At 60.9% G+C, this 17651-nt stretch carries 16 protein-coding genes and 2 pseudogenes; 13 read left to right on the forward strand and 5 right to left on the reverse strand.

Going from position 1 to position 17651, the window contains the following annotated elements; genetic code table 11:
- The first annotated feature begins 34 nt into the window (after window positions 1–34).
- The 5 genes and pseudogenes from ACFFDA_RS10930 to ACFFDA_RS10950 all read left to right on the forward strand — a co-directional run bounded on the left by ACFFDA_RS10930 (window position 35) and on the right by ACFFDA_RS10950 (window position 3296).
- Complete coding sequence (locus ACFFDA_RS10930; protein ID WP_404479164.1) at window positions 35–322, forward strand: hypothetical protein; 288 nt, start codon at window positions 35–37, stop codon at window positions 320–322.
- 48 nt (window positions 323–370) lie between these two features.
- Window positions 371–928 (forward strand): ankyrin repeat domain-containing protein, encoded by a 558-nt coding sequence (locus ACFFDA_RS10935; protein WP_404479165.1) that lies wholly within the window; start codon window positions 371–373, stop codon window positions 926–928.
- 399 nt (window positions 929–1327) lie between these two features.
- Window positions 1328–2359, forward strand: a pseudogene (locus ACFFDA_RS10940) (IS630 family transposase).
- Window positions 2360–2454: 95 nt separating this feature from the next.
- Complete coding sequence (locus tag ACFFDA_RS10945; protein ID WP_404479166.1) at window positions 2455–2946, forward strand: DUF421 domain-containing protein; 492 nt, start codon at window positions 2455–2457, stop codon at window positions 2944–2946.
- Between the two features lie 152 nt (window positions 2947–3098).
- Complete coding sequence (locus ACFFDA_RS10950; protein WP_404479167.1) at window positions 3099–3296, forward strand: hypothetical protein; 198 nt, start codon at window positions 3099–3101, stop codon at window positions 3294–3296.
- Between the two features lie 528 nt (window positions 3297–3824).
- Here the strand turns inward: ACFFDA_RS10950 and ACFFDA_RS10955 are convergent.
- From ACFFDA_RS10955 to ACFFDA_RS10970, 4 genes and pseudogenes are all read right to left on the reverse strand, one after another.
- Window positions 3825–4187 (reverse strand): annotated as a pseudogene (locus ACFFDA_RS10955) (low affinity iron permease family protein).
- An 83-nt stretch (window positions 4188–4270) separates the two neighbouring features.
- On the reverse strand, window positions 4271–4927 hold the full coding sequence (locus ACFFDA_RS10960; protein WP_404479237.1) for a DUF6766 family protein: 657 nt from the start codon (window positions 4925–4927) through the stop codon (window positions 4271–4273).
- A 77-nt stretch (window positions 4928–5004) separates the two neighbouring features.
- On the reverse strand, window positions 5005–5616 hold the full coding sequence (locus ACFFDA_RS10965; protein WP_404479168.1) for a cysteine hydrolase family protein: 612 nt from the start codon (window positions 5614–5616) through the stop codon (window positions 5005–5007).
- Between the two features lie 91 nt (window positions 5617–5707).
- Complete coding sequence (locus ACFFDA_RS10970) at window positions 5708–5893, reverse strand: DUF3606 domain-containing protein (protein WP_404479169.1); 186 nt, start codon at window positions 5891–5893, stop codon at window positions 5708–5710.
- 252 nt (window positions 5894–6145) lie between these two features.
- Between ACFFDA_RS10970 and ACFFDA_RS10975 the strand changes: the two genes are divergently transcribed.
- Window positions 6146–6571 carry a hypothetical protein gene (locus tag ACFFDA_RS10975; RefSeq protein WP_404479170.1) on the forward strand — a complete coding sequence of 142 codons (426 nt, stop codon included), beginning with the start codon at window positions 6146–6148 and terminating at the stop codon, window positions 6569–6571.
- A 117-nt stretch (window positions 6572–6688) separates the two neighbouring features.
- Here the strand turns inward: ACFFDA_RS10975 and ACFFDA_RS10980 are convergent, their stop codons facing one another.
- Complete coding sequence (locus tag ACFFDA_RS10980; RefSeq protein WP_404479171.1) at window positions 6689–6829, reverse strand: hypothetical protein; 141 nt, start codon at window positions 6827–6829, stop codon at window positions 6689–6691.
- A 248-nt stretch (window positions 6830–7077) separates the two neighbouring features.
- Here ACFFDA_RS10980 and ACFFDA_RS10985 point away from each other — a divergent pair, with 248 nt between their 5' ends.
- From ACFFDA_RS10985 to ACFFDA_RS11015, 7 genes are all read left to right on the forward strand, one after another.
- Window positions 7078–9630: a PAS domain S-box protein gene (locus ACFFDA_RS10985; protein WP_404479172.1), complete on the forward strand. Its 2553-nt coding sequence runs from the start codon at window positions 7078–7080 to the stop codon at window positions 9628–9630.
- 543 nt (window positions 9631–10173) lie between these two features.
- Entirely contained in the window at window positions 10174–12096 is a 1923-nt protein-coding gene (locus tag ACFFDA_RS10990; RefSeq protein WP_404479173.1) for a methyl-accepting chemotaxis protein, read from the forward strand.
- A gap of 4 nt (window positions 12097–12100) precedes the next feature.
- Window positions 12101–13507: a chemotaxis protein CheW gene (locus tag ACFFDA_RS10995; RefSeq protein WP_404479174.1), complete on the forward strand. Its 1407-nt coding sequence runs from the start codon at window positions 12101–12103 to the stop codon at window positions 13505–13507.
- The gene (gene cheB, locus ACFFDA_RS11000) at window positions 13504–14607 is read left to right on the forward strand and encodes a chemotaxis-specific protein-glutamate methyltransferase CheB (protein ID WP_404479175.1); all 1104 of its coding nucleotides are present in this window, start codon (window positions 13504–13506) and stop codon (window positions 14605–14607) included. The genes ACFFDA_RS10995 and cheB overlap by 4 nt, the downstream gene beginning before the upstream one ends.
- Complete coding sequence (locus ACFFDA_RS11005) at window positions 14604–15449, forward strand: CheR family methyltransferase (protein ID WP_404479176.1); 846 nt, start codon at window positions 14604–14606, stop codon at window positions 15447–15449. Before cheB ends, ACFFDA_RS11005 begins: the two co-directional genes overlap by 4 nt.
- Window positions 15449–17383 (forward strand): chemotaxis protein CheA, encoded by a 1935-nt coding sequence (locus ACFFDA_RS11010; protein WP_404479177.1) that lies wholly within the window; start codon window positions 15449–15451, stop codon window positions 17381–17383. Before ACFFDA_RS11005 ends, ACFFDA_RS11010 begins: the two co-directional genes overlap by 1 nt.
- Window positions 17380–17643, forward strand: a complete 264-nt coding sequence (locus ACFFDA_RS11015) for a hypothetical protein (protein ID WP_404479178.1) — start codon at window positions 17380–17382, stop codon at window positions 17641–17643. The genes ACFFDA_RS11010 and ACFFDA_RS11015 overlap by 4 nt, the downstream gene beginning before the upstream one ends.
- Window positions 17644–17651 lie beyond the last annotated feature (8 nt).

Here is a 17651-nt window from a genome sequence, read left to right on the forward strand (position 1 = left end):
CGATCTGAGGCATCGCGAACCAAAGGACAGAGACATGAACACCACGATAGAGCGCACATTCGAAAGTCGCCGCGACGCCGAGCTGGCTGTCGAGCGACTGGTCCAGGAATATGGCTTCGAGCGAACCGACGTGTTCGTAACATCGGCAGGCGATGAAAACAGCGCAGGCGAAACGCTCAGCGGCGGCGACACTGCGACCCATCTGGAGTCGGAGCGCATGGACGCACAGCTTTCCGATCCGATATCCGTTTCGGTGGACGTCAACGACGATGCCCGCGCCGCTATAGTGAACCGCTTATTCGACGAAATTACCGCCGGCTAGGAGGTGCCCTTGTCGGTTTTTGGGAACTCCATACAAGGAACGAGGCTCATGCGCCCGCTGAACAAAAGCCGAGCGCCATCGACCCCGCGCCAATTGCCGCCGCTCCCTTCGCACGAGCGGGTGCAGGAACTGCTGTTCGAAGCTGCCAGGTCGGGGCGAGACGACATGATTCCTATCCTGCTGGATGCCGGGGCGGATATCGAGGGCTTTGATACGAAGGGGCACTCCGCTCTGGTCCTTGCCACTTATCATGGTTTAGAGGAAACCGCCGCGCTGCTGCTGGATCGCGGCGCCGACCCGAACGGCGCGACGGCGAGTGGCAGCCCGCTGATGGGGGTCGCCTTCAAAGGACATATGGTCATCGCCAGGCGGCTGCTCGCCGCCGGTGCGGACCCAAACCAGCGCAACGCCGCAGGACAGACCGCGATTATGATGAGCGCCCTGTTCGACCGGCGCGAGGTCATCGAACTCCTCCTGACCGCGGGCGCCGATATCGATGCAGTAGATACGGCAGGCAACGATGCGGTCAGCCTTGCGCGAATGCAGGGCAACGAAAGCCGCGCCCGATGGCTCACCGACCGCCGGGAGGAGCACCTTCCAGCATAAAAGTGGGGCATTGCCCAAACCATTAAGCGACAGGAGCGATATTCATGAGCGACGTTTCGATAGGCACGGGCTCGAGCAAAAAGCAATCCGGGGGGAAGGGCTAGGCGCGCAAGCCGAGACCGAGCACGACATCGACCGGGGCCTAGCAGGTGCCGAAGCCAAGCCATTTGCCCCTCGGCCCGGGACCAGGGAAAATGATTCCAAGGCGTCTGTGTCCAAAGATTGTGAAAACCACTCTGCCGTTGAAGGCGCTGCGAACCTGATCTCCGGGAGACGGAACGCAGGGCGGGAATAGCGAAGCCATACGCACTTGGCTGCAACATCATGAGTCGGTGACCAAGTCAATCGGAACTAAAGTAAGCCTTATTGTATGTTGTTTGTCCGACAAAAGGGCGAAGCATGGCAAATGACAGCGGGCGTCCGACGCTACCGGTGGTTTTGGGTCCTGAAGGACGTGAGTATTTAGGGCGGCAGGTGCGTCGGCGGCGGGTATCCCGCTCGATATCGGAGCGGTGTCGGATCATCCTACGCTGCGCGGACGGCATCCAGAGCAAGGTCGTAGCGGGCAAGTTGGGATTGCATGAGCACACAGTGGGCAAATGCCGCCGGCGCTTTCTTCAGGATCCTCTCGAAGCGCTGCTGGACGAGGCTCGACAAGGAAGGCCTAGAACGATGGAGGATGATCAGGTCGCAGCCGTGGTGAGCGAACATTGCGTTCAAAGCCTGATGACCCGGTTCGCTGGTCGATCCGCCCTATGCCGGGCCCAACCGACTTTTCACATACGACGATCCCGCGCATCTGGACGGCTTTCGGGCTTCAGCCACATCGTTCAGAGACGTTCAGCTGTCGAACGATCCGCCGTTCGTCGACAAGGTTCGCGATATCGTCGGCCTTTATCTATCGCCGCCCACCGTGCGCTGGTGCTCAGCGTGGACGAGAAGGGCCAGATCCAACCGCTCGATCGCGAGCCGCCCATCCTGCCGATGATGCTGGCATGCCCAAGCATCTCACGAGCAGCTATGTCCGCCATGGCACCACCTCGCTCTTCGCGGCGATCGATATCGCCTCGGGCTTTGTCATCGGCAAATGCTGCGAGCAGCATCGCGCCGCTGAGGTTCTCGACTTCCTCAAGCAGCTTCATGCGCAGCTGCCGCCAATCTGGAGGTCACATCATCATGGACAATTAGGCGACCCATAACCGTGCTGGTCCGGGCATGGTTGGCTCGCCGGCGGCACTACCATGTTCATTTCACGCCAACCTCCGCATCCTGGATCAACAGGTCGAACGCTGGTTTGCGGAGCTTACCCGCAAGCAATTACGCCGGGGCGGTCATACGTCCACGAGCAAGCTGGAGAAGGACATCCGAACCTTCATCGAACCCCACAACCAGAACTCAAAGCCGTACCGATTGAGAAAACCGGCTGACTAAATCCTCGCCTGCTAGACGCCAGAACGCACCTTATGGGGCGATTTAGATTCAGATGACTAGGCGCAACAAGCCTAAGAAGCGAGCGTTAATCCTTCATGGAACCCTTTCGCTTAATCATTGGGCCGGATGACAACGCAACCGCGTTGCAGCTGAGTGCGCGCGCGGTCATACTGTTTGCCTTTGGGGTTCTTTGCATACGCATCGCTGGCCGAAGAACCTTCGCACAATATGCTCCGCTTGATATTGTCGTCGCTCTGATCGCATGTTCGAACATCAGCCGGGTCATGACCGGGAAGGCAGCCTTCTTTCCGGCGTTAAGTGCGACACTCGTCCTGGTCATTCTGCATCGGCTTTTAGGGCATGCAACCCTGCATTGGGGCCTTCTGTCGTGGTTGGTGAAGGCAAGGCCGATCAAAATCATCGAGGACGGTGAGGTCGACGACGAGGCTTTGCGACGCGCCGAACTAAGCCGGGAGGACATGCTGGAAGCCATTCGGCTCGAGCAGGTGGAGAACCCTGAAGATGTTGCCGCGGCGAGCGTCGAGGGGAGCGGAAAGGTCAGCGTGGTTCCAAAAAACACTCGCTAAGCGGGGCGGGGAGTGCCTAAAAATGGCCCGGCTCTTAATGGGGCGCGGACCGTGTACGCGAAGGCGCGCCATTAGCAGGTGCTCGTAACCGTGGATGCCCTGACCGTGAATGCCACAAATTCCAAGCCACATAGATCGCCAGGGGAACCGCCATGACCACCATCGTGACCCGGGTGGCGAACTTCCCCTTTCTGGTTCCGGAGTTTTCAAAGGGATCAGTGGGAATGCTCACATCTTTCCTCCAACGCCGTCACTTTGGTCCAGCCAGACAGTTGGGTTCCGGGGTCGATGAGGCCCAAATGGAACTGGACATGGATCCAGGTTCTTGCCCCGGCCGCGTCGTTCATTGAAAAGTAGCCCTCGGCGTCCGGCCGTCGGACCCAACCGATCGGCAGATATCAGAGTACATCCGATGCTGTGCCGCCTTTGATGACACAAGTCTCGCACATCCCACAGACGTCCACGCAGAGCGCGCGTATCGGCCCGACCATACAGAGCACGTCGACCGCCAAACTTCCATCGCCCTTCAAAGCTTCAGCGGCCCATGGAATGGCCGCTATGGATGATTCTGCGCCTTTGATGTACGTGTCAAAGCAATCGCGTTCATCGCTCCTGATTTCCGAAAAAGCGTCGATGCATGAACCGCACACCGCCAGACAGAGCCCGGTCTGCCCCACCTTCCCAGACGGTACGGGCCCCGGAATTCCGGTGGGGATTGCAGGATATCGAAATCCCAGCCTGCGCCGCCTCTCTTCCCTAACGGGGTGCCTGTCGGTCAAAGTTTGTAATGACTCCCCCTTTTCAGCGAGGGACTGCCCACAGACATTACTTTAGGACTACAGTGACCCGAAATCTAGATTATAATTTCTCTTTTTTAATCAATATCGTGATAATAAACGCTCCACTGTCGGAGCAGCCGTATTCTGTTTGCCGTCTTCGTTCTTGATGTCTCCTCCAGAGCTTCGCGAATTTTACCAGTCTAACCGTCCGTAAGATGCTCAATTCCCACAAATTCTACCCGCGCCTTGTCGAGGGCGCGGATAATTTCGTCGAGCTTGGCTTGCATCGCGGCTCCGTCACGGTTCTGGCTGTTCTGAATCAGGAACACCGCCAGGAAGGTCAGCACCGTCGTCGCGGTATTCACGACAAGCTGCCGTGTCTGAATAGTGCAACGGGGGCCCGCTGACCGCCCAAATGAGGATCAACAGTGTCGAGATGATACAGGCCAGCGCCTGTCTCATAAGCTGGGCACATTTGGTGGCAATCTTGGTGAAAATCTGATCCGTCTCCGACCGCGGTTGCGCCCCCGGCCCCCGTTGCCCGATCAATCGCCTGTCTTGGAGTGCGGCGCAGCCACTGGCTTCGATTCAGGTGATTCCCGCTGTCGAAGAAAGATCGACAGAACCACGAGAACGGCTGTGGAGAGGAACTCGCTCTGCCAGTTCTGGAAGGATTCAAACCAAAGCTGTGCGTCGCCGAGATAGGCGATTGGACCGAGGGGTACCTCGCCGTGCTCGACAGCTTCCTCGGCGGCAGCCCGCGCGCTTTGTATCCAGTGCACCGCGAACGATACCAGGAACAGAATGGCCAGAGCCAATCCCAACGAACGCGCATAGATGGCGCGCCAGACGGGCCCCCAGCTCAGGACAGAAGGAGCTCCGGCCTTTGTCGCGTCGCTCTCAAGATGGGCGTCCCGGGGCGGCGCATCGGGATCTTTCGATTCGGCTGAGCCGCGTTGAATCAGAAATGCCGTGAGGACGACATAAGCCGACATCTGGAGGAACTCGCTTTCCCAATTCTCGAACACCGAGGACAGGAACTCGGGGCTGAGTGCGTAGGCAGAAAGTGACAATACCGGCTGTCCATGGCGCCGCGCGTCTTCGACAGCGACATGCCACCCGGTAAGCCACTGTGCCGTAATGCTGGCCAGGAACAGGGCCAAGAGTACGAGCGTGAGACCATTGTCCCGTAAGCGGCGCATCAGGGTCCTCTTTTTCTGCTTCTGGATTGCCATTCTATCAACGCGCCAGACACAAAGAGGTTCTGAAAGCTCGGGCTTCACTCACGATTGTTGAGTTGGGCGAACCATTGGTCCGGGGAAAGGTGCGTGCTCGCTGCCGTCTCTGCAGCCATGCTTTGGGCCATCGTATCGAGCGCCCAGCACCCTTTTTCGTCACTCTGCGCCGCTACCGCGTCCTCGGGAATCCACAACGTGTAATCGCGCATATGGGCGTCCGCAGCCGTGAACAGGACGCAGATGTCGGTGGCGATGCCGGTGATAACAAGGTGGCGAACCCCGAGCTTTGGCAAAAGGACCGGGAGGTTTGTGGCATAGAACCCGGAAAACTGTGGTTTGATTATGAAGAAGTCCTCTGCGGCCGGCCTCAAAAGAGCCGTGACCGGATTATCATGTTCCAGGGCGCGATCGATCAGCAGGGAGCGCTCGGAATGCCATTCCCCGAAATTGTCGTTCACATAAACGATGGGCCAGCCCTTTTGCTCGAAAGCGTCCTTGAGACGTCGCACGGCCGTAGCTGCCTTCAGCGCCTTGGGCTGCAGGATATCCGCGCCCTCGAAGTCGAAGCCATTGATCATGTCGATGATCAGGAGCGCTGCGCGGTCGCCCTCCTGATCCTCGTCCGGGGCTTTGGGAGGGCGATCAGCCGCCATGATCAGACGGATGGGGCAAAGACCGACATCCGCTTGAGCCCAGGCAGACCTCCTCCGGGCGAAAACGCATTGATGCCCTGCACGGCATGGGTCAGCCCTTCAGCTTGGCCGCTGCTGCATCCAGCTTCTGGCGACTGTTTCCGACCCTCTCGATCAAGTTCTGTGCCTGATCCCGCGTGATCCCGTGCTTGCCGGCAAAATGATCGAGTTCGTAGCCTTCCTCCCCCGCAACAGTGCGTCTGTCTGACCCTCCGCGCTTTGTCTTGTCGTCGGTCATGACCTCTTCTCCCATTCACGTTTTACGCATTTTCAATTCTCCATGTGAGGTCTTGTTCCCGAAACGCTTGTGGCGTTTCCAAGCACCCGAATATGGAGGAAAAAGGTAGCTTGCGCCTCCATCCTGACCGGCGAGGCGGCAATTCTTCCGATATCAAGCACGGCCCGCCTTGTATGACGAAACGTTGCGGAGTCTCCGCCATTGCAAAATTCGGGTCGCCGCTAAGCCGGCAAGAAAGAAAAGGACGAACAGATGAAGCACTTGGCAGGCGCTCTTGGCATTCTTGCTGCGAGTGTGTCGCTCGCCGCGACGCCCGTAGAGGCTCAACATTACAACAACCGCGACCATGGGCGTGGCGGGACGAGCCACTCCCAGCGCATCGACAGCCGCCACGAATGGCGCGGTGATCGCGACAAGAATTGGGATCCAGCCCAAAGTTATCATAGCGGCAACCACACGGAACGGCGCCTCGGTCGCAACGACCGCATCTACCGAGGCCGCGACGGACGCGCCTATTGCCGTCGTTCAGACGGTACGACCGGTCTTGTCGTGGGCGCTCTGGGCGGTGCCGCCCTCGCCAAGTTGGTTGGTGGTAATACCTTGGGAACACTTGCAGGCGGCGCGGGCGGCGCCCTGATCGGCCGCGAGGTCGATCGCGGCGGAGTGAAATGTCGCTGAAGCCAATGAGCGCAAATCTATGACAAGGAAGGGGGCGATTCTATGGCGTCCCCTCGCTTTTGGGAGGCTTTCAACATGATCCGGATCAGAGACGAAGATAAGCCGTTCTATGTAGTGTCAGCCGACGAACTGGACGGGATCGTCCGTGCCGCGCAGCGCGGCGCACTTCTCGATCTCGTGTCCATGCAGCGACAGCCTCGCTCCGGGATTCTTGTTAGATTTGCCTCGCGCGACCAAGCCGCGCGTGCGCAGCTTCATTTAGCCCCCGCGCCCGTATCGTCGCGGCCCGCCGCTGTCGTTCTTTTCCGGACTCATAAACGCCGACCACTGCGATCGCAGCGCAGTGGTCAGATTGAACAAGCCGTGAATTGATCAGCAATCTCTGTCTGGAGCATGTGTCACCTGGCATGGGGCGACATCCGCTGGATATGAGAATGGCTTGCGCCAAGCGCTCGAAGGCCCATAGTTGGCCTAGAGCATAATTTACCGCTTCGGACAAATGCACCATGAACGATGATGCTGAGCGCCTCGCGGCCTTGGAAGCGGAGATCGCCCACAAGAGGGCGATCCTGGAAAGCAGCCTCGATTTCGCTATCATCGCTACAGATCGATCGGGCATTGTAACCGACTGGAATAGCGGTGCCAGACATATCTTTGGCTGGCATGCGGAGGAAATGTGGGGCCAGACAGCAGAGCGCATTTTTACGCCAGAGGATGTCGCGGTCGATCGCATCGACACCGAAATGAAATTGGCGCTGAAGGACGGGCGCGCCAGCGACGAGCGTTGGCACCTGCGAAAGGATGGAAGCAGATTCTGGGCATCCGGTGAGATGATGCCCCTTCGCGACGAGGCCGGTGCCCACCTCGGTTTCATCAAGATTGTGCGCGATCGTACCGCAGAGCATCGAGCCGGTCATAAGCTACGCCAGACCGAAGCTAGCTTGCTTCGCGCGCAGGATGTCGGCGGATTGGGCGTGTTCTCCATAACGGATGACGGGATGCTGCGCGCATCTGCGGCCTTTTGTCGTATGTTTGGCGTGCCTGAAAGCGACATTCTACCGACATCCGAGATCGATCAATTGGTGCTGCCGGAAGATCGGGAGATCGCCTCCACGGTGCAGACCCGCGCCGATGGCACCGCTGCCCGCAACGTGACGTATCGAATTTGCCGCGCCGACACCGGCGAGTTGCGCTGGATCGCCCGAACCGGCGAGGTGGAATACGATGTCGACGGGAACCCTGTTAGCTTTGCCGGCACCGTGCGAGATGTAACCCAGGACAGGATCGCCATTCGTAAGTTGGAGGAGAAGGAGCGCCAAGCGCGCGCTTTCGCGGACGAACGCAGGTTCATCACCGACCTCCTGGTGGCTCAGAGGGCCCAGACCGATCCTGACGAGGTGATGCGTCTTTCGGCGGCCGAGCTTGCCAAGCGTCTTCCAGCGAGTCGAATAGGCTTCTACCGCATGGCGGGAGGGCATCAGGTCAATTATGGCCCCAGCGTCACGGATGGAACTCTACGCCCGCTCGCCGGTCTGCGCGCAACCGACGAATTCGGAAAGCGCGTCGAACAACAGCGGCGCTCGGGAGAAACCCTGGTTTTCACTGACAGTCGCAACGACCCCGTAGGCGGGCTGGAGCGTTTTGCCGATCAAGGTGTGCTCTCCGGAATTTGCCTGTCGATCTTTAGCGACCGCCGCTGGCTGGGGGGCTTTTACCTGCATCACCGGGCCGTTCGCGTCTGGACTCAGGCTGAGATTTCTCTTGCCCGCGAAGTGGCGGAACTGACTTGGCTGGCCGTCGAACGGGTTGAGGCGATGATCCGTATGGCCGGTCGTATCGAACATCAGGACGCCGCCCTCGGCCGCGTGGCTACCGAGCTACAGGAAGAGACCGCCCTGCGCGCCGAGGCTGAAACTCAGTTGCGACAGCTGCAGAAAATGGAAGCGATCGGTCAACTCACCGGTGGGATTGCGCACGACTTCAATAATATGCTCGGCGTGGTGATTGGCGGCCTCAATCTCGCAACCCGGCGCCTGGCGCGGGGCGAAACGGATATCTCAAAGTATCTTGATGCGGCGCTGGACGGCGCAACCCGGGCTGCCAGCCTGACCCAGCGCCTGCTGGCGTTTTCCCGTCAGCAGCCGCTGGCGCCTGAGCCCATCGATGCCAATAGACTCGTGTCCGGCCTGTCCGAGTTGTTGGCCCGAACGTTGGGCGAAACTATTGCGCTGGAGACGGTGCTGAGCGCGGGTTTGTGGAAGATCAACGCGGACGCAAACCAGCTTGAGAACGTCCTGGTCAATATGGCGGTCAACGCCCGCGACGCCATGCCAGGTGGCGGCAAGGTTACAATCGAGACGCACAACGCCTATGTCGATGCCGCATATGCCCGCGAGTACGAACTGGAAATCGGCCAGTACGTACTGATATGCGTAACCGACACCGGAACCGGCATGGCTCCCGAGGTTATTACTAAAGCCTTTGAGCCGTTCTATACGACTAAACCGAGTGGAAAGGGTACGGGTCTGGGCCTTAGCCAGGTATTCGGTTTTGTCCGTCAATCCGGCGGACATGTGAAGGTCTATTCGGAACTTGAGCACGGAACCACCTTCAAGATCTATCTTCCGCGATTTTTTGGTGAAGCGACCATTCCGGTAATCAGGTCGGGCAATGGTCCTTTACGCCGAGGCGATGTGACCGAGGTTATCCTGGTGGTGGAAGACGAGCAGCGTCTGCGGGACTTTACGGTGGAGGCCCTGCGCGAACTCGGTTACACCGTTGTGCACGCCGAAAACGGCACCGATGCATTGTCGCTCATGGAGGCGGGCCAGGCGGTCAGCCTGCTGCTTACGGACATCGTCATGCCGGGAATGACGGGCCGACAGTTGGCCGACCACACGCTTGGTTTGCAGCCAGATTTGAAAGTGCTGTTCATGACCGGCTACACCCGAAATGCAGTGGTTCACAACGGTGTGATCGATCCTGGAACCAATTTCCTTTCCAAGCCATTCAGCGTCGATAATCTCGGAAATATCGTGCGGCGCGTACTCGAAAGCTAGCTCAGGATCCAAACTTCTTCGCTTCGACGATTCACCTATGTCTTCATAAGGGGACGGCCTCGGTCTTATTGCGGCCTTTAACCGCAGCGCAGATGGACCTCCTTTGGAGTCTCTTTCTGGACTCCAGAAAGAGGCCAAGCGAGGATCGCGTGGAGATGATCGCGCCAAACGAACGGCGCCGGAATCGCGATCATAAAGGCGGAGCCTGTCGCTGCGCCGGCGGTGCCCGGGCCCCAGAAGGGGCATCAACCCGTTTCGTCGCCGCTGCCGGCTGCGCTGGAGGGACTGATCCGCCTGCATCCACGCGACCGCCCCGAGGGGAACGACATGGCGGCATATAAAGTTGCGCGATGCTAACCCATGCAGCCAACGCGGCCCCTCTTCGTCATCGTGGATCGATGCCCGTGGCGCGATAATCGTCGCGCACGATATCGGTGGAGCTGGCGATTTCGCAACCGGCGTGCGATGGGCGCTTCAAGTTTGGCCTCTAGCACTCTAACCCTGGCTGCCGTAAGTCCTCGATAACATTAGGCGAGAAAGCAGATGGCGCTGGTTAAGAAATCCACACTTGCATCCCGGACCAACCTGCCGGCGGCACCAGCGAACCCGTCACCTATGGCGCAAGCGCCCAAGACCGTTGGTCGCAAGACATCGCCGGCGAACGAAACTTCGGCCGCACAGCGTGTCGATGCAGCGACTCAGGAGCTGGCGAGCGGCTTGGGCGAGGCATCCGCTGCCGCGGCGGAACTGCAGCGGACGATGGACCAGATTTCGAGCGGCGCCGAAGAAGCAGCAGGGGCCGCGCAGGAATCTCTCGGCCTCATCGCTGCGCTCGGCGTGAGCTTTCGGGAAGCCCGTGCCCGCGCCGAGGATTCACGCCGCCAGACCGACGCGACCGCGAGCAATTTCGCCGAGATCGGTGCGCAGATCGAAGTGTCGGTGGCTGCCATCGAGCTGAGCGCGCAGCGTCAGCTGGCGACAGTCGAACTGGTCGCCTCCCTGGAACATTCGGCCAGCCGCATCGACGAAATCGGTGCTAGCGTGGCCGACGTCGCCGACCAGACCAGCTTGCTCGCGCTCAACGCCACAATCGAGGCCGCGCGAGCCGGTGAAAGTGGCGCAGGCTTCTCCATCGTCGCCGATGAAGTGCGCCTGCTGGCCGAAAGCTCAGAGGCTGGCGCGGGCGTCATTCGGCGACTGGCCGGCAGCATCGGAGAAGAGATCAAGCGGATCGCGGAAAAGATCCGCGCTGCGTCCGCTTTGGCGACCAGCGAAGCGCAAGCGGGGCACGGCGTCGTCGCCCGACTTGTGGCGGACCGCGAGGCACTTAGCGGACTTGGCCGTAGTGCCGAGGAAATTCTACAAACGGCTGTGGAAGCCGAAAGCGCGATGCGAGAAGCGGAAAAGGGTGCCGAACAGGTCGCCAGCGCCGCAGAGGAGCAGTCAGCCGCCGCCGCCGAGGCCCAGCAAGCGATCGAACAGCAAGGCGCCTCTCTCGAGGAAAGCCAGCAGACCGCTGAGGCCCTCAGTACTCTTACCGAGGAGTTGCAGGACGCTGACGTATCTGCCGTGATCGTCGAGCAAGTGGCCGCGGCGGCCGAGCAGCTTTCGGCGACTGTGCAGGAACTGTCCGGAGCCTCGGGCCAGATTCTCGTCGCGATTGAGCAGATAAGCCGTGGCACACACGTTCAAGCTTCGGCCACGGGGCAGGCCAATATCGCAATGGTGCAGATCGAAAAGTCGGCGCAGCTCGCACAATCACACTCGGAAGCCGCCCGCGGGCAGATCGGCACGATAGTCACGTCCGTTAGCGAGAGCCAAGTTCAGATCGAAGAACTCGTGACGGGAGTCGTTGCAGCTATTGCAGAGATCAACGAGGTGCTCGCACATTTATCGGCGCTCAACGAGACCAGCCGACAAATCGAGAAGATCGCGGACACCCTGACCCTCATTTCTGTGCAGACCAACATGCTTGCAGTGAGCGGGGCCGTGGAGGCGACCCGCGCCGGGGCCTCGGGACGAGGCTTTGCAATCGTGACAACCGACATCCGCAAGCTTTCGCGGGAATCCGCAGAAAGCGCCGCCCAAGCCAAGGATGGCGTACGGTTGATCCAGGACCAGATCGCATCAATCCGCCGCGACCTCGATCAGGTGGTAGGGGCCGCCGAAGCGGAGATTGCACGCAACCGTGCGATGCTAGAGCGCTTTGGATTTGTCGCAAAGGAACTCCAGGCGGCGCAGGCGTTGAACGCCGTTATAGTCTCCAGCGCCGACGACATGCTTCGCTCAGCCCGCGAAGTTCAGAGCGGCACTAACCAGATCGCCGAGGCCGCGGACTTGGCGGCCGCCGCCACGCGTGAGGCGGGCGCCGCCGCGCGCCAGCAGGCGCAGGGTGCAGAAGCGCTGGCGGCCGCCATCGAGGATATCGCATCGATTGCCACCGTTCTCGCGTCGAACGCGGCCTGATACCTTGGTTAACTCGCTTGAAGCCGATGCTCGAACGCTGACTTTCAGCGTCGGCTCCGAATTGCTGGGCATGGAAGCCTCGCTGGTGCAGGAGATCACTCCCCTCCCCCGCCTCGCCCGCATGCCTCATGCGCCTGAAGCCCTGATGGGCGTGGCGCAGGTCAGCGGTGTTATCGTTCCAGTTCTGTCAGTGGCCAGCCTTCTGGGACGTGAACAGTCGCCCGTCCACCGCATGATCGTAACGGAAATGGACGGGCCAGTGGGGCTCGCCGTGACTGGCGTATCGCAGATAGTCAGCGAAGACCACTCCGCTTCGGTGACCCGAATCGACATCGCCAGTCTGGTCGCTGCCGCAGTTCCAGAGCGGCGGGCGCGGCGCGTTTCGAGCCCGATCATCGCCGCGTCGAGGCAGACCGGCCACCTTCACGCGGAAACGATTACTCTTGTCACTTTAGTCGCCTCTGGCCAGGATTTCGCCCTGCCACTCGCCTCGATCGAAGAGGTGCTGCGCCTCCCTTCCGAGATCGCGCGTATCCCGCTTGCCGATGTTGCCACAATCGGGAGTGTGGCGTGGCGCTGCGCGGTTCTGCCTCTGCTTTCACTTAGCGCGCTGCTGCGGTTGCCGGTCGCACCGATTACACTGCGGTCTCGGGTGGTCGTCGTCCGGATCGGCACCCATCGTGTGGGGCTGGTGGTCGACGCGATGCGCACCATCGAGAGCGTGCCCGAACGGGATGTCGACGCCGTACCTCAGGTCCTCAACCGGACCGGCGGCGAGGCGCGCATTCAAGCAATCTGCCGATTGGACGAAGGCACGCGCCTGTTGTCGGTGCTGTCGCCCGATTACCTCGTTGACGAAGATATCACCATGCGGCTGCTGCAGGGCGATACAGGAGGCAAGGGAGAGATGACTGGCGATATCGACCGACAGGATGAACGGTTCCTGCTCTTCACCATCTCCGGCGAGTGCTTCGGGATGCCAATCGAAGCCGTTCAGGAAGTGGCGCTCCTGCCAACCCGCCTGACTTCTCTGCCCAAGGCGCCCGCGTTCGTGCAGGGCGTCATGAACGTGCGCGGCGAAGCCATTCCGGTGATCGATCAGGCACGGCGTTTCAACGGGATTTCATTCGCGGGCGCCAAGCCGCGCGTGATTGTCGTGCGTATCGGCGAATTGACCGCCGGTTTCATCGTCGACGCGGTCTCGCAGGTCGTACGACCGCCAGCAGACGCACTACGTCCGGCACCGGATTTGGGTGGCGGCGGGGCACGTGTGTTCGACCGCGTCTTCACCCTCGACGGTCAGGATAAACTCGTTTTGATCGTCAGCCCGCAAGAGTTGCTCGACCGCGCCGAGAGGGACGTGTTGGTTGCGCTCGGCACGAAGAACAAGGCGGCCGAGGGCAAGCCGTGACGAAACTTTTGATAGTCGACGATTCGGCGCTGATGCGGCGCCTGCTAACAGACATCTTCGAGGCGGCAGACGATTTTGAGGTTGCTGTAGCGCGCAACGGTGTCGAAGCGCTCGGCATGCTGGCCAGTTTCGCGCCGGACGTCGTCACGCTGGACATTCACATGCCCGAGATGGACGGGCTTGCCTGCCTCGACCGGATCATGGTGGTCCGCCCCTGTCCGGTCGTGATGGTATCCTCGCTCACCGCCGACGGCGCAGAAGAGACGCTTGAAGCCATGGCGCTCGGTGCCGTGGACTTCGTGCCAAAGCCCAAAGGCGCAGTCTCGTTGGAGATCGACAAGATCGCCGAGCATCTCGTGGACAAAGTCCGGGCAGCTTCCAAGGCTCGGATTCCGCGTTCGGCCCGTCTGCGAGAGCGCGTTCGCGAGGCCAGCACGGGCGGGCTGGCCCAATCGCGCAAGAGCCGGACGGGATCGGCCGCTCCGTCGTTCCGCGACCAAACCGTCTCACCTGGCAACAGCGAGGGCAACGGCCTCGTCCTTGTCGGCTGTTCGACTGGCGGCCCCCCCGCCCTCGATGCGTTGCTGGGGGAGTTGCCCGCCGATTTTCCCTGGCCGATCCTCGTCGCCCAACACATGCCGGCCAGCTTCACCGGCCCGCTCGCGCGGCGTCTTGATCGACTTTGCGCATTGACCGTTCGAGAAGTCGAGCGGGCCACACCGCTCCTGGCTGGACACGTCTATATCGCTCGGGGTGATGCCGATGTCATCCTTTCCCGCCGATCCGGCAGCCTGATGGCACTGCCCGCTCCAAGCGATCCCGAATTGTTCTGGCACCCCAGCGCTGACCGGATGGTCGAAAGCGCCATGCGCATGGTTGCACCCGCGAAGCTGATTGGCGTGTTGATGACCGGAATGGGTACGGATGGAGCAACGGCAATGACCACATTGAAGCAGCGCGGTGGTCTGACCATCGCCGAGGCCGAGAGTACCGCCGTGGTATGGGGCATGCCCGGCGCGCTCGTCGAACGAGGCGGTGCATCGCTCACCACCCCGCTTCCCCAGATCGCCGGAACCCTCATGAACTTTTTCGTACGGTGAGCCAACAGCCAACGCTCACCGTCATTCCGCTCACCACCGAAGAGATTCTCGGCGTCGGCGAACTCCTTTATCGCTGCACCGGTATGATATTTGGCGAGAACAAGCGTTATTATATCGAGCGACGCATCACCGAGCGCATGCGGCGCACTGGCATAGCCACCGTGCCCGCCTATCTCGGGTTGGTGCGCAGCCATGTCGGCGAACGTGAGGCGTTCATCAACGCATTCACGATTAACGAAACGTATTTCTATCGCGAAGAACATCAGCTTGCAGCGCTCTCTCAAAGCCTGCTGCCGGACATCGTCCGCAACCGTCGGCCCGGCGATCTCGTGCGCATCTGGTCGATGCCCTGCTCGAGCGGAGAAGAGGCTTATTCGATCGCGATCTGGCTGCTGGAGAATTGGCAGCTGGTTGATGCCTACAACATCGAGATCGTCGGCTCCGACATCGATACCGCCGCGCTCGGCCGCGCGCGAGAGGGTCAGTTCACCCAGCGCTCGCTCGCTCGCCTGCCCCCAGCCCTGCGCGACGCATATTTTGAGCCCGAGCATGGCCACCACCGACGCATTATCCAGGACCTGCGGGAATCCGTGCGCTTCACGCACGCCAACATAATCGATCCGGCCAGCATGACGGGTATCGGCAAATTTGACGTTATTTTGTGCCGCAACGTGCTCATCTACTTCGACGACCCGGCGCGATTGGCTGCTGCGAACGCGCTCTACGATAGCCTCAACCCCGGAGGCTACGTATGCCTTGGGCACAGCGAATCGATGGGTCGGATAACGGATCGTTTCGAGCTGGCTCGCCTTGCCGACGCAATCGTATATCGTCGACCGTGATGGACGAGCTGCTCGAACAATTTCTGATCGAAGGCCGCGAACTGGTGGCCGAAGCGTCGAATGATCTGTCGGTACTCGCGGGCGATTTGCGGGCAGCGGGCGCGATCGACAGCGCGTTCCGTGCGATCCATACGTTGAAAGGCTCTTTCGCAGTGTTCGCGCTCGCACCGGCCGAACGGCTGCTCCACGCAGCCGAAGACGTGCTCGATCGCGCTCGACAGCAGGCGGACCTATTGGACATCGCTGCAGTCGGAGCGCTTGTCTCCTGCCTCGACCAGACAGACCGCTGGATCGACGAGATGGAGATCGGCGGCGTGCTATCGCCCGATGCCGAGCAGGCGGCCGCCCGGATCATCGCCCTGTTGGCACGATCGGGGGGCTCGAAAAAGCCTGAGCCTGTGGCTGCAGTTCAGCGGCAGGCGGACTGGCTTGTCTTGCTGACTGATCGCGAAGCCGCCGCGATCGCGCAGGCGGCCGGGCCACTCGTCGCGTTTCGATACACGCCGGATTCCGACTGTTTCTTTCGTGGCGAAGACCCACTTGCGGTGGTCGAACATGTCCCGGCACTCGCCGCGCTGGCGATACTTCCAGTCGACGGTAAATGGCCAGCGATCGACGCTCTCGAACCGTTTGCCTGTATCTCTGTCATCGAGGGATTAAGCACAGCGCCCGAGGCAGAAGTGCGAGCTGCCTTTCGTTTCCAGCTCAGCGAGGTCGAAATCGCTGCAATCCAGCCCCCGCCTACGCCACCGGATATCGGCGAAACGGCGCGCGGCAAGTCGATCCTGAGGGTTGAGGCCAAGCGTATCGACGCATTGGCGGATGGCCTGGGCGACCTGATCGTGGCAATCAACAACCTCCAGCCGCTGGTGAACGAACTGGAACCCGTGGACCGCGCTCTGTCGGCTAGGCTGCGTGCGGCGCAGGCGAGCATCGAGCGGGCAAGCGGAACGCTGGGCCGCAGCCTCGCGCGCGTTCGTCTCGTACCGCTTGAGCCCATGGTTCGACGCCTGCCTCGCGTGGCGAGAGAGATCGCGCAAAATCTCGGCAAGGACGTCGTCTTCACGTTCTCGGGCGAGACGATCGAAGTCGACAAGCAGGTCGCCGATGGGCTGTTCGAACCTCTCATGCACCTCGTGCGCAACGCCATCGACCACGGAATTGAACAGCAGGGCGCGCGGCGGGCGGCGGGAAAGAGCGGGCAAGCGGTGGTCGCTCTCGCCTTCCAGCGCGACGGCGATGTAATCACCGCGACGGTAAGCGACGATGGGGCCGGAATCGACCCGGCACGCGTTCGCACCGCTGCCGTGGATCGTGGAATGCTTTCTCAGGACGCTGCCGATGCCCTCGACGATGCCACCGCGTTGCGGCTCATCTTCCGCGCTGGATTTTCGACAGCCTCTAGCGTGACCGAAATATCGGGACGTGGCGTCGGCATGGACGCTGTGCAGGTCGCTATTACCCGGCTGCGTGGTTCGATCGAGATCGACAGCGAGCCTGGCATCGGCACGCGATTTCGCATTCGCTTGCCCGTCACCGCGCTGACGACACGCCTGCTGATCATAGAAGTGGCAGGTGAGCGCTATGGCATCCCACTCGAGCAGGTCGCCGAAACCTTCCGCATTGACACTACCGCGCTCATTCCGGTCGGGCTTGGCCTCGCTTGTGTGCTGCGCAACAGGACGATCCCCGTGCTAGACCTTGCGACTCTGCTGAACGGACGGCCAACGCAAGGCCCGTACGCCAAACTGGTGGTAACGCAAGTCGACGGAACCCCCGTCGCGATGCGCGTGGACGGGTTTGGCGAACGTCTCGACACCGTCGTACGCCCGCCTCGCGGCATCCTTGCGTCGGCGCCGGGCGTGATTGGCTCTGCAGTGCTGGGCGACGGCGGCGTGCTGATAGTGCTCGATCTGCCGGAACTTGCGGGATGACTGTCCGCGTTGTAGACGGCAATATAATGTTGGAAGGGCGCTGCCCTGCAAGCGATGCCGAGGACCTGCTTGCCGCCCTAAACGATCTTCCCGGCGCCTCGGTCGATATGGGCGGGGCGTTAAAGCTGCACATGGCAGTGCTTCAGGTCCTGCTGGCGATCCGCCCTACGGTCAACGGCCGTCCGTCGACGGGCGTGCTGTCCCAAGTTATCTTCCGCCCCATCATTTCCGATAGCGACAGCAACGCTGAAAGTTTCTAATAGAAATT

The sequence above is a fragment of the Novosphingobium sp. BL-52-GroH genome (assembly GCF_044813085.1).
Lineage (GTDB): Bacteria > Pseudomonadota > Alphaproteobacteria > Sphingomonadales > Sphingomonadaceae > Novosphingobium.

What these genes read in the sequence shown, in the direction of transcription:
- ACFFDA_RS10930 (WP_404479164.1), top strand. Translation starts at nt 35, where the DNA reads ATGAACACCACGATAGAGCGCACATTCGAAAGTCGCCGCGACGCCGAG.
- ACFFDA_RS10945 (WP_404479166.1), top strand. Translation starts at nt 2,455, where the DNA reads ATGGAACCCTTTCGCTTAATCATTGGGCCGGATGACAACGCAACCGCG.
- ACFFDA_RS10950 (WP_404479167.1), top strand. Translation starts at nt 3,099, where the DNA reads ATGACCACCATCGTGACCCGGGTGGCGAACTTCCCCTTTCTGGTTCCG.
- ACFFDA_RS10970 (WP_404479169.1), bottom strand. Translation starts at nt 5,893, where the DNA reads ATGACCGACGACAAGACAAAGCGCGGAGGGTCAGACAGACGCACTGTT.
- ACFFDA_RS11010 (WP_404479177.1), top strand. Translation starts at nt 15,449, where the DNA reads ATGGACGAGCTGCTCGAACAATTTCTGATCGAAGGCCGCGAACTGGTG.
- ACFFDA_RS10990 (WP_404479173.1), top strand. Translation starts at nt 10,174, where the DNA reads ATGGCGCTGGTTAAGAAATCCACACTTGCATCCCGGACCAACCTGCCG.
- ACFFDA_RS10960 (WP_404479237.1), bottom strand. Translation starts at nt 4,927, where the DNA reads ATGCGCCGCTTACGGGACAATGGTCTCACGCTCGTACTCTTGGCCCTG.
- ACFFDA_RS10965 (WP_404479168.1), bottom strand. Translation starts at nt 5,616, where the DNA reads ATGGCGGCTGATCGCCCTCCCAAAGCCCCGGACGAGGATCAGGAGGGC.
- ACFFDA_RS11015 (WP_404479178.1), top strand. Translation starts at nt 17,380, where the DNA reads ATGACTGTCCGCGTTGTAGACGGCAATATAATGTTGGAAGGGCGCTGC.
- ACFFDA_RS10935 (WP_404479165.1), top strand. Translation starts at nt 371, where the DNA reads ATGCGCCCGCTGAACAAAAGCCGAGCGCCATCGACCCCGCGCCAATTG.
- ACFFDA_RS10980 (WP_404479171.1), bottom strand. Translation starts at nt 6,829, where the DNA reads ATGAAGCTGCGCACGCGCGGCTTGGTCGCGCGAGGCAAATCTAACAAG.
- ACFFDA_RS10985 (WP_404479172.1), top strand. Translation starts at nt 7,078, where the DNA reads ATGAACGATGATGCTGAGCGCCTCGCGGCCTTGGAAGCGGAGATCGCC.
- ACFFDA_RS10975 (WP_404479170.1), top strand. Translation starts at nt 6,146, where the DNA reads ATGAAGCACTTGGCAGGCGCTCTTGGCATTCTTGCTGCGAGTGTGTCG.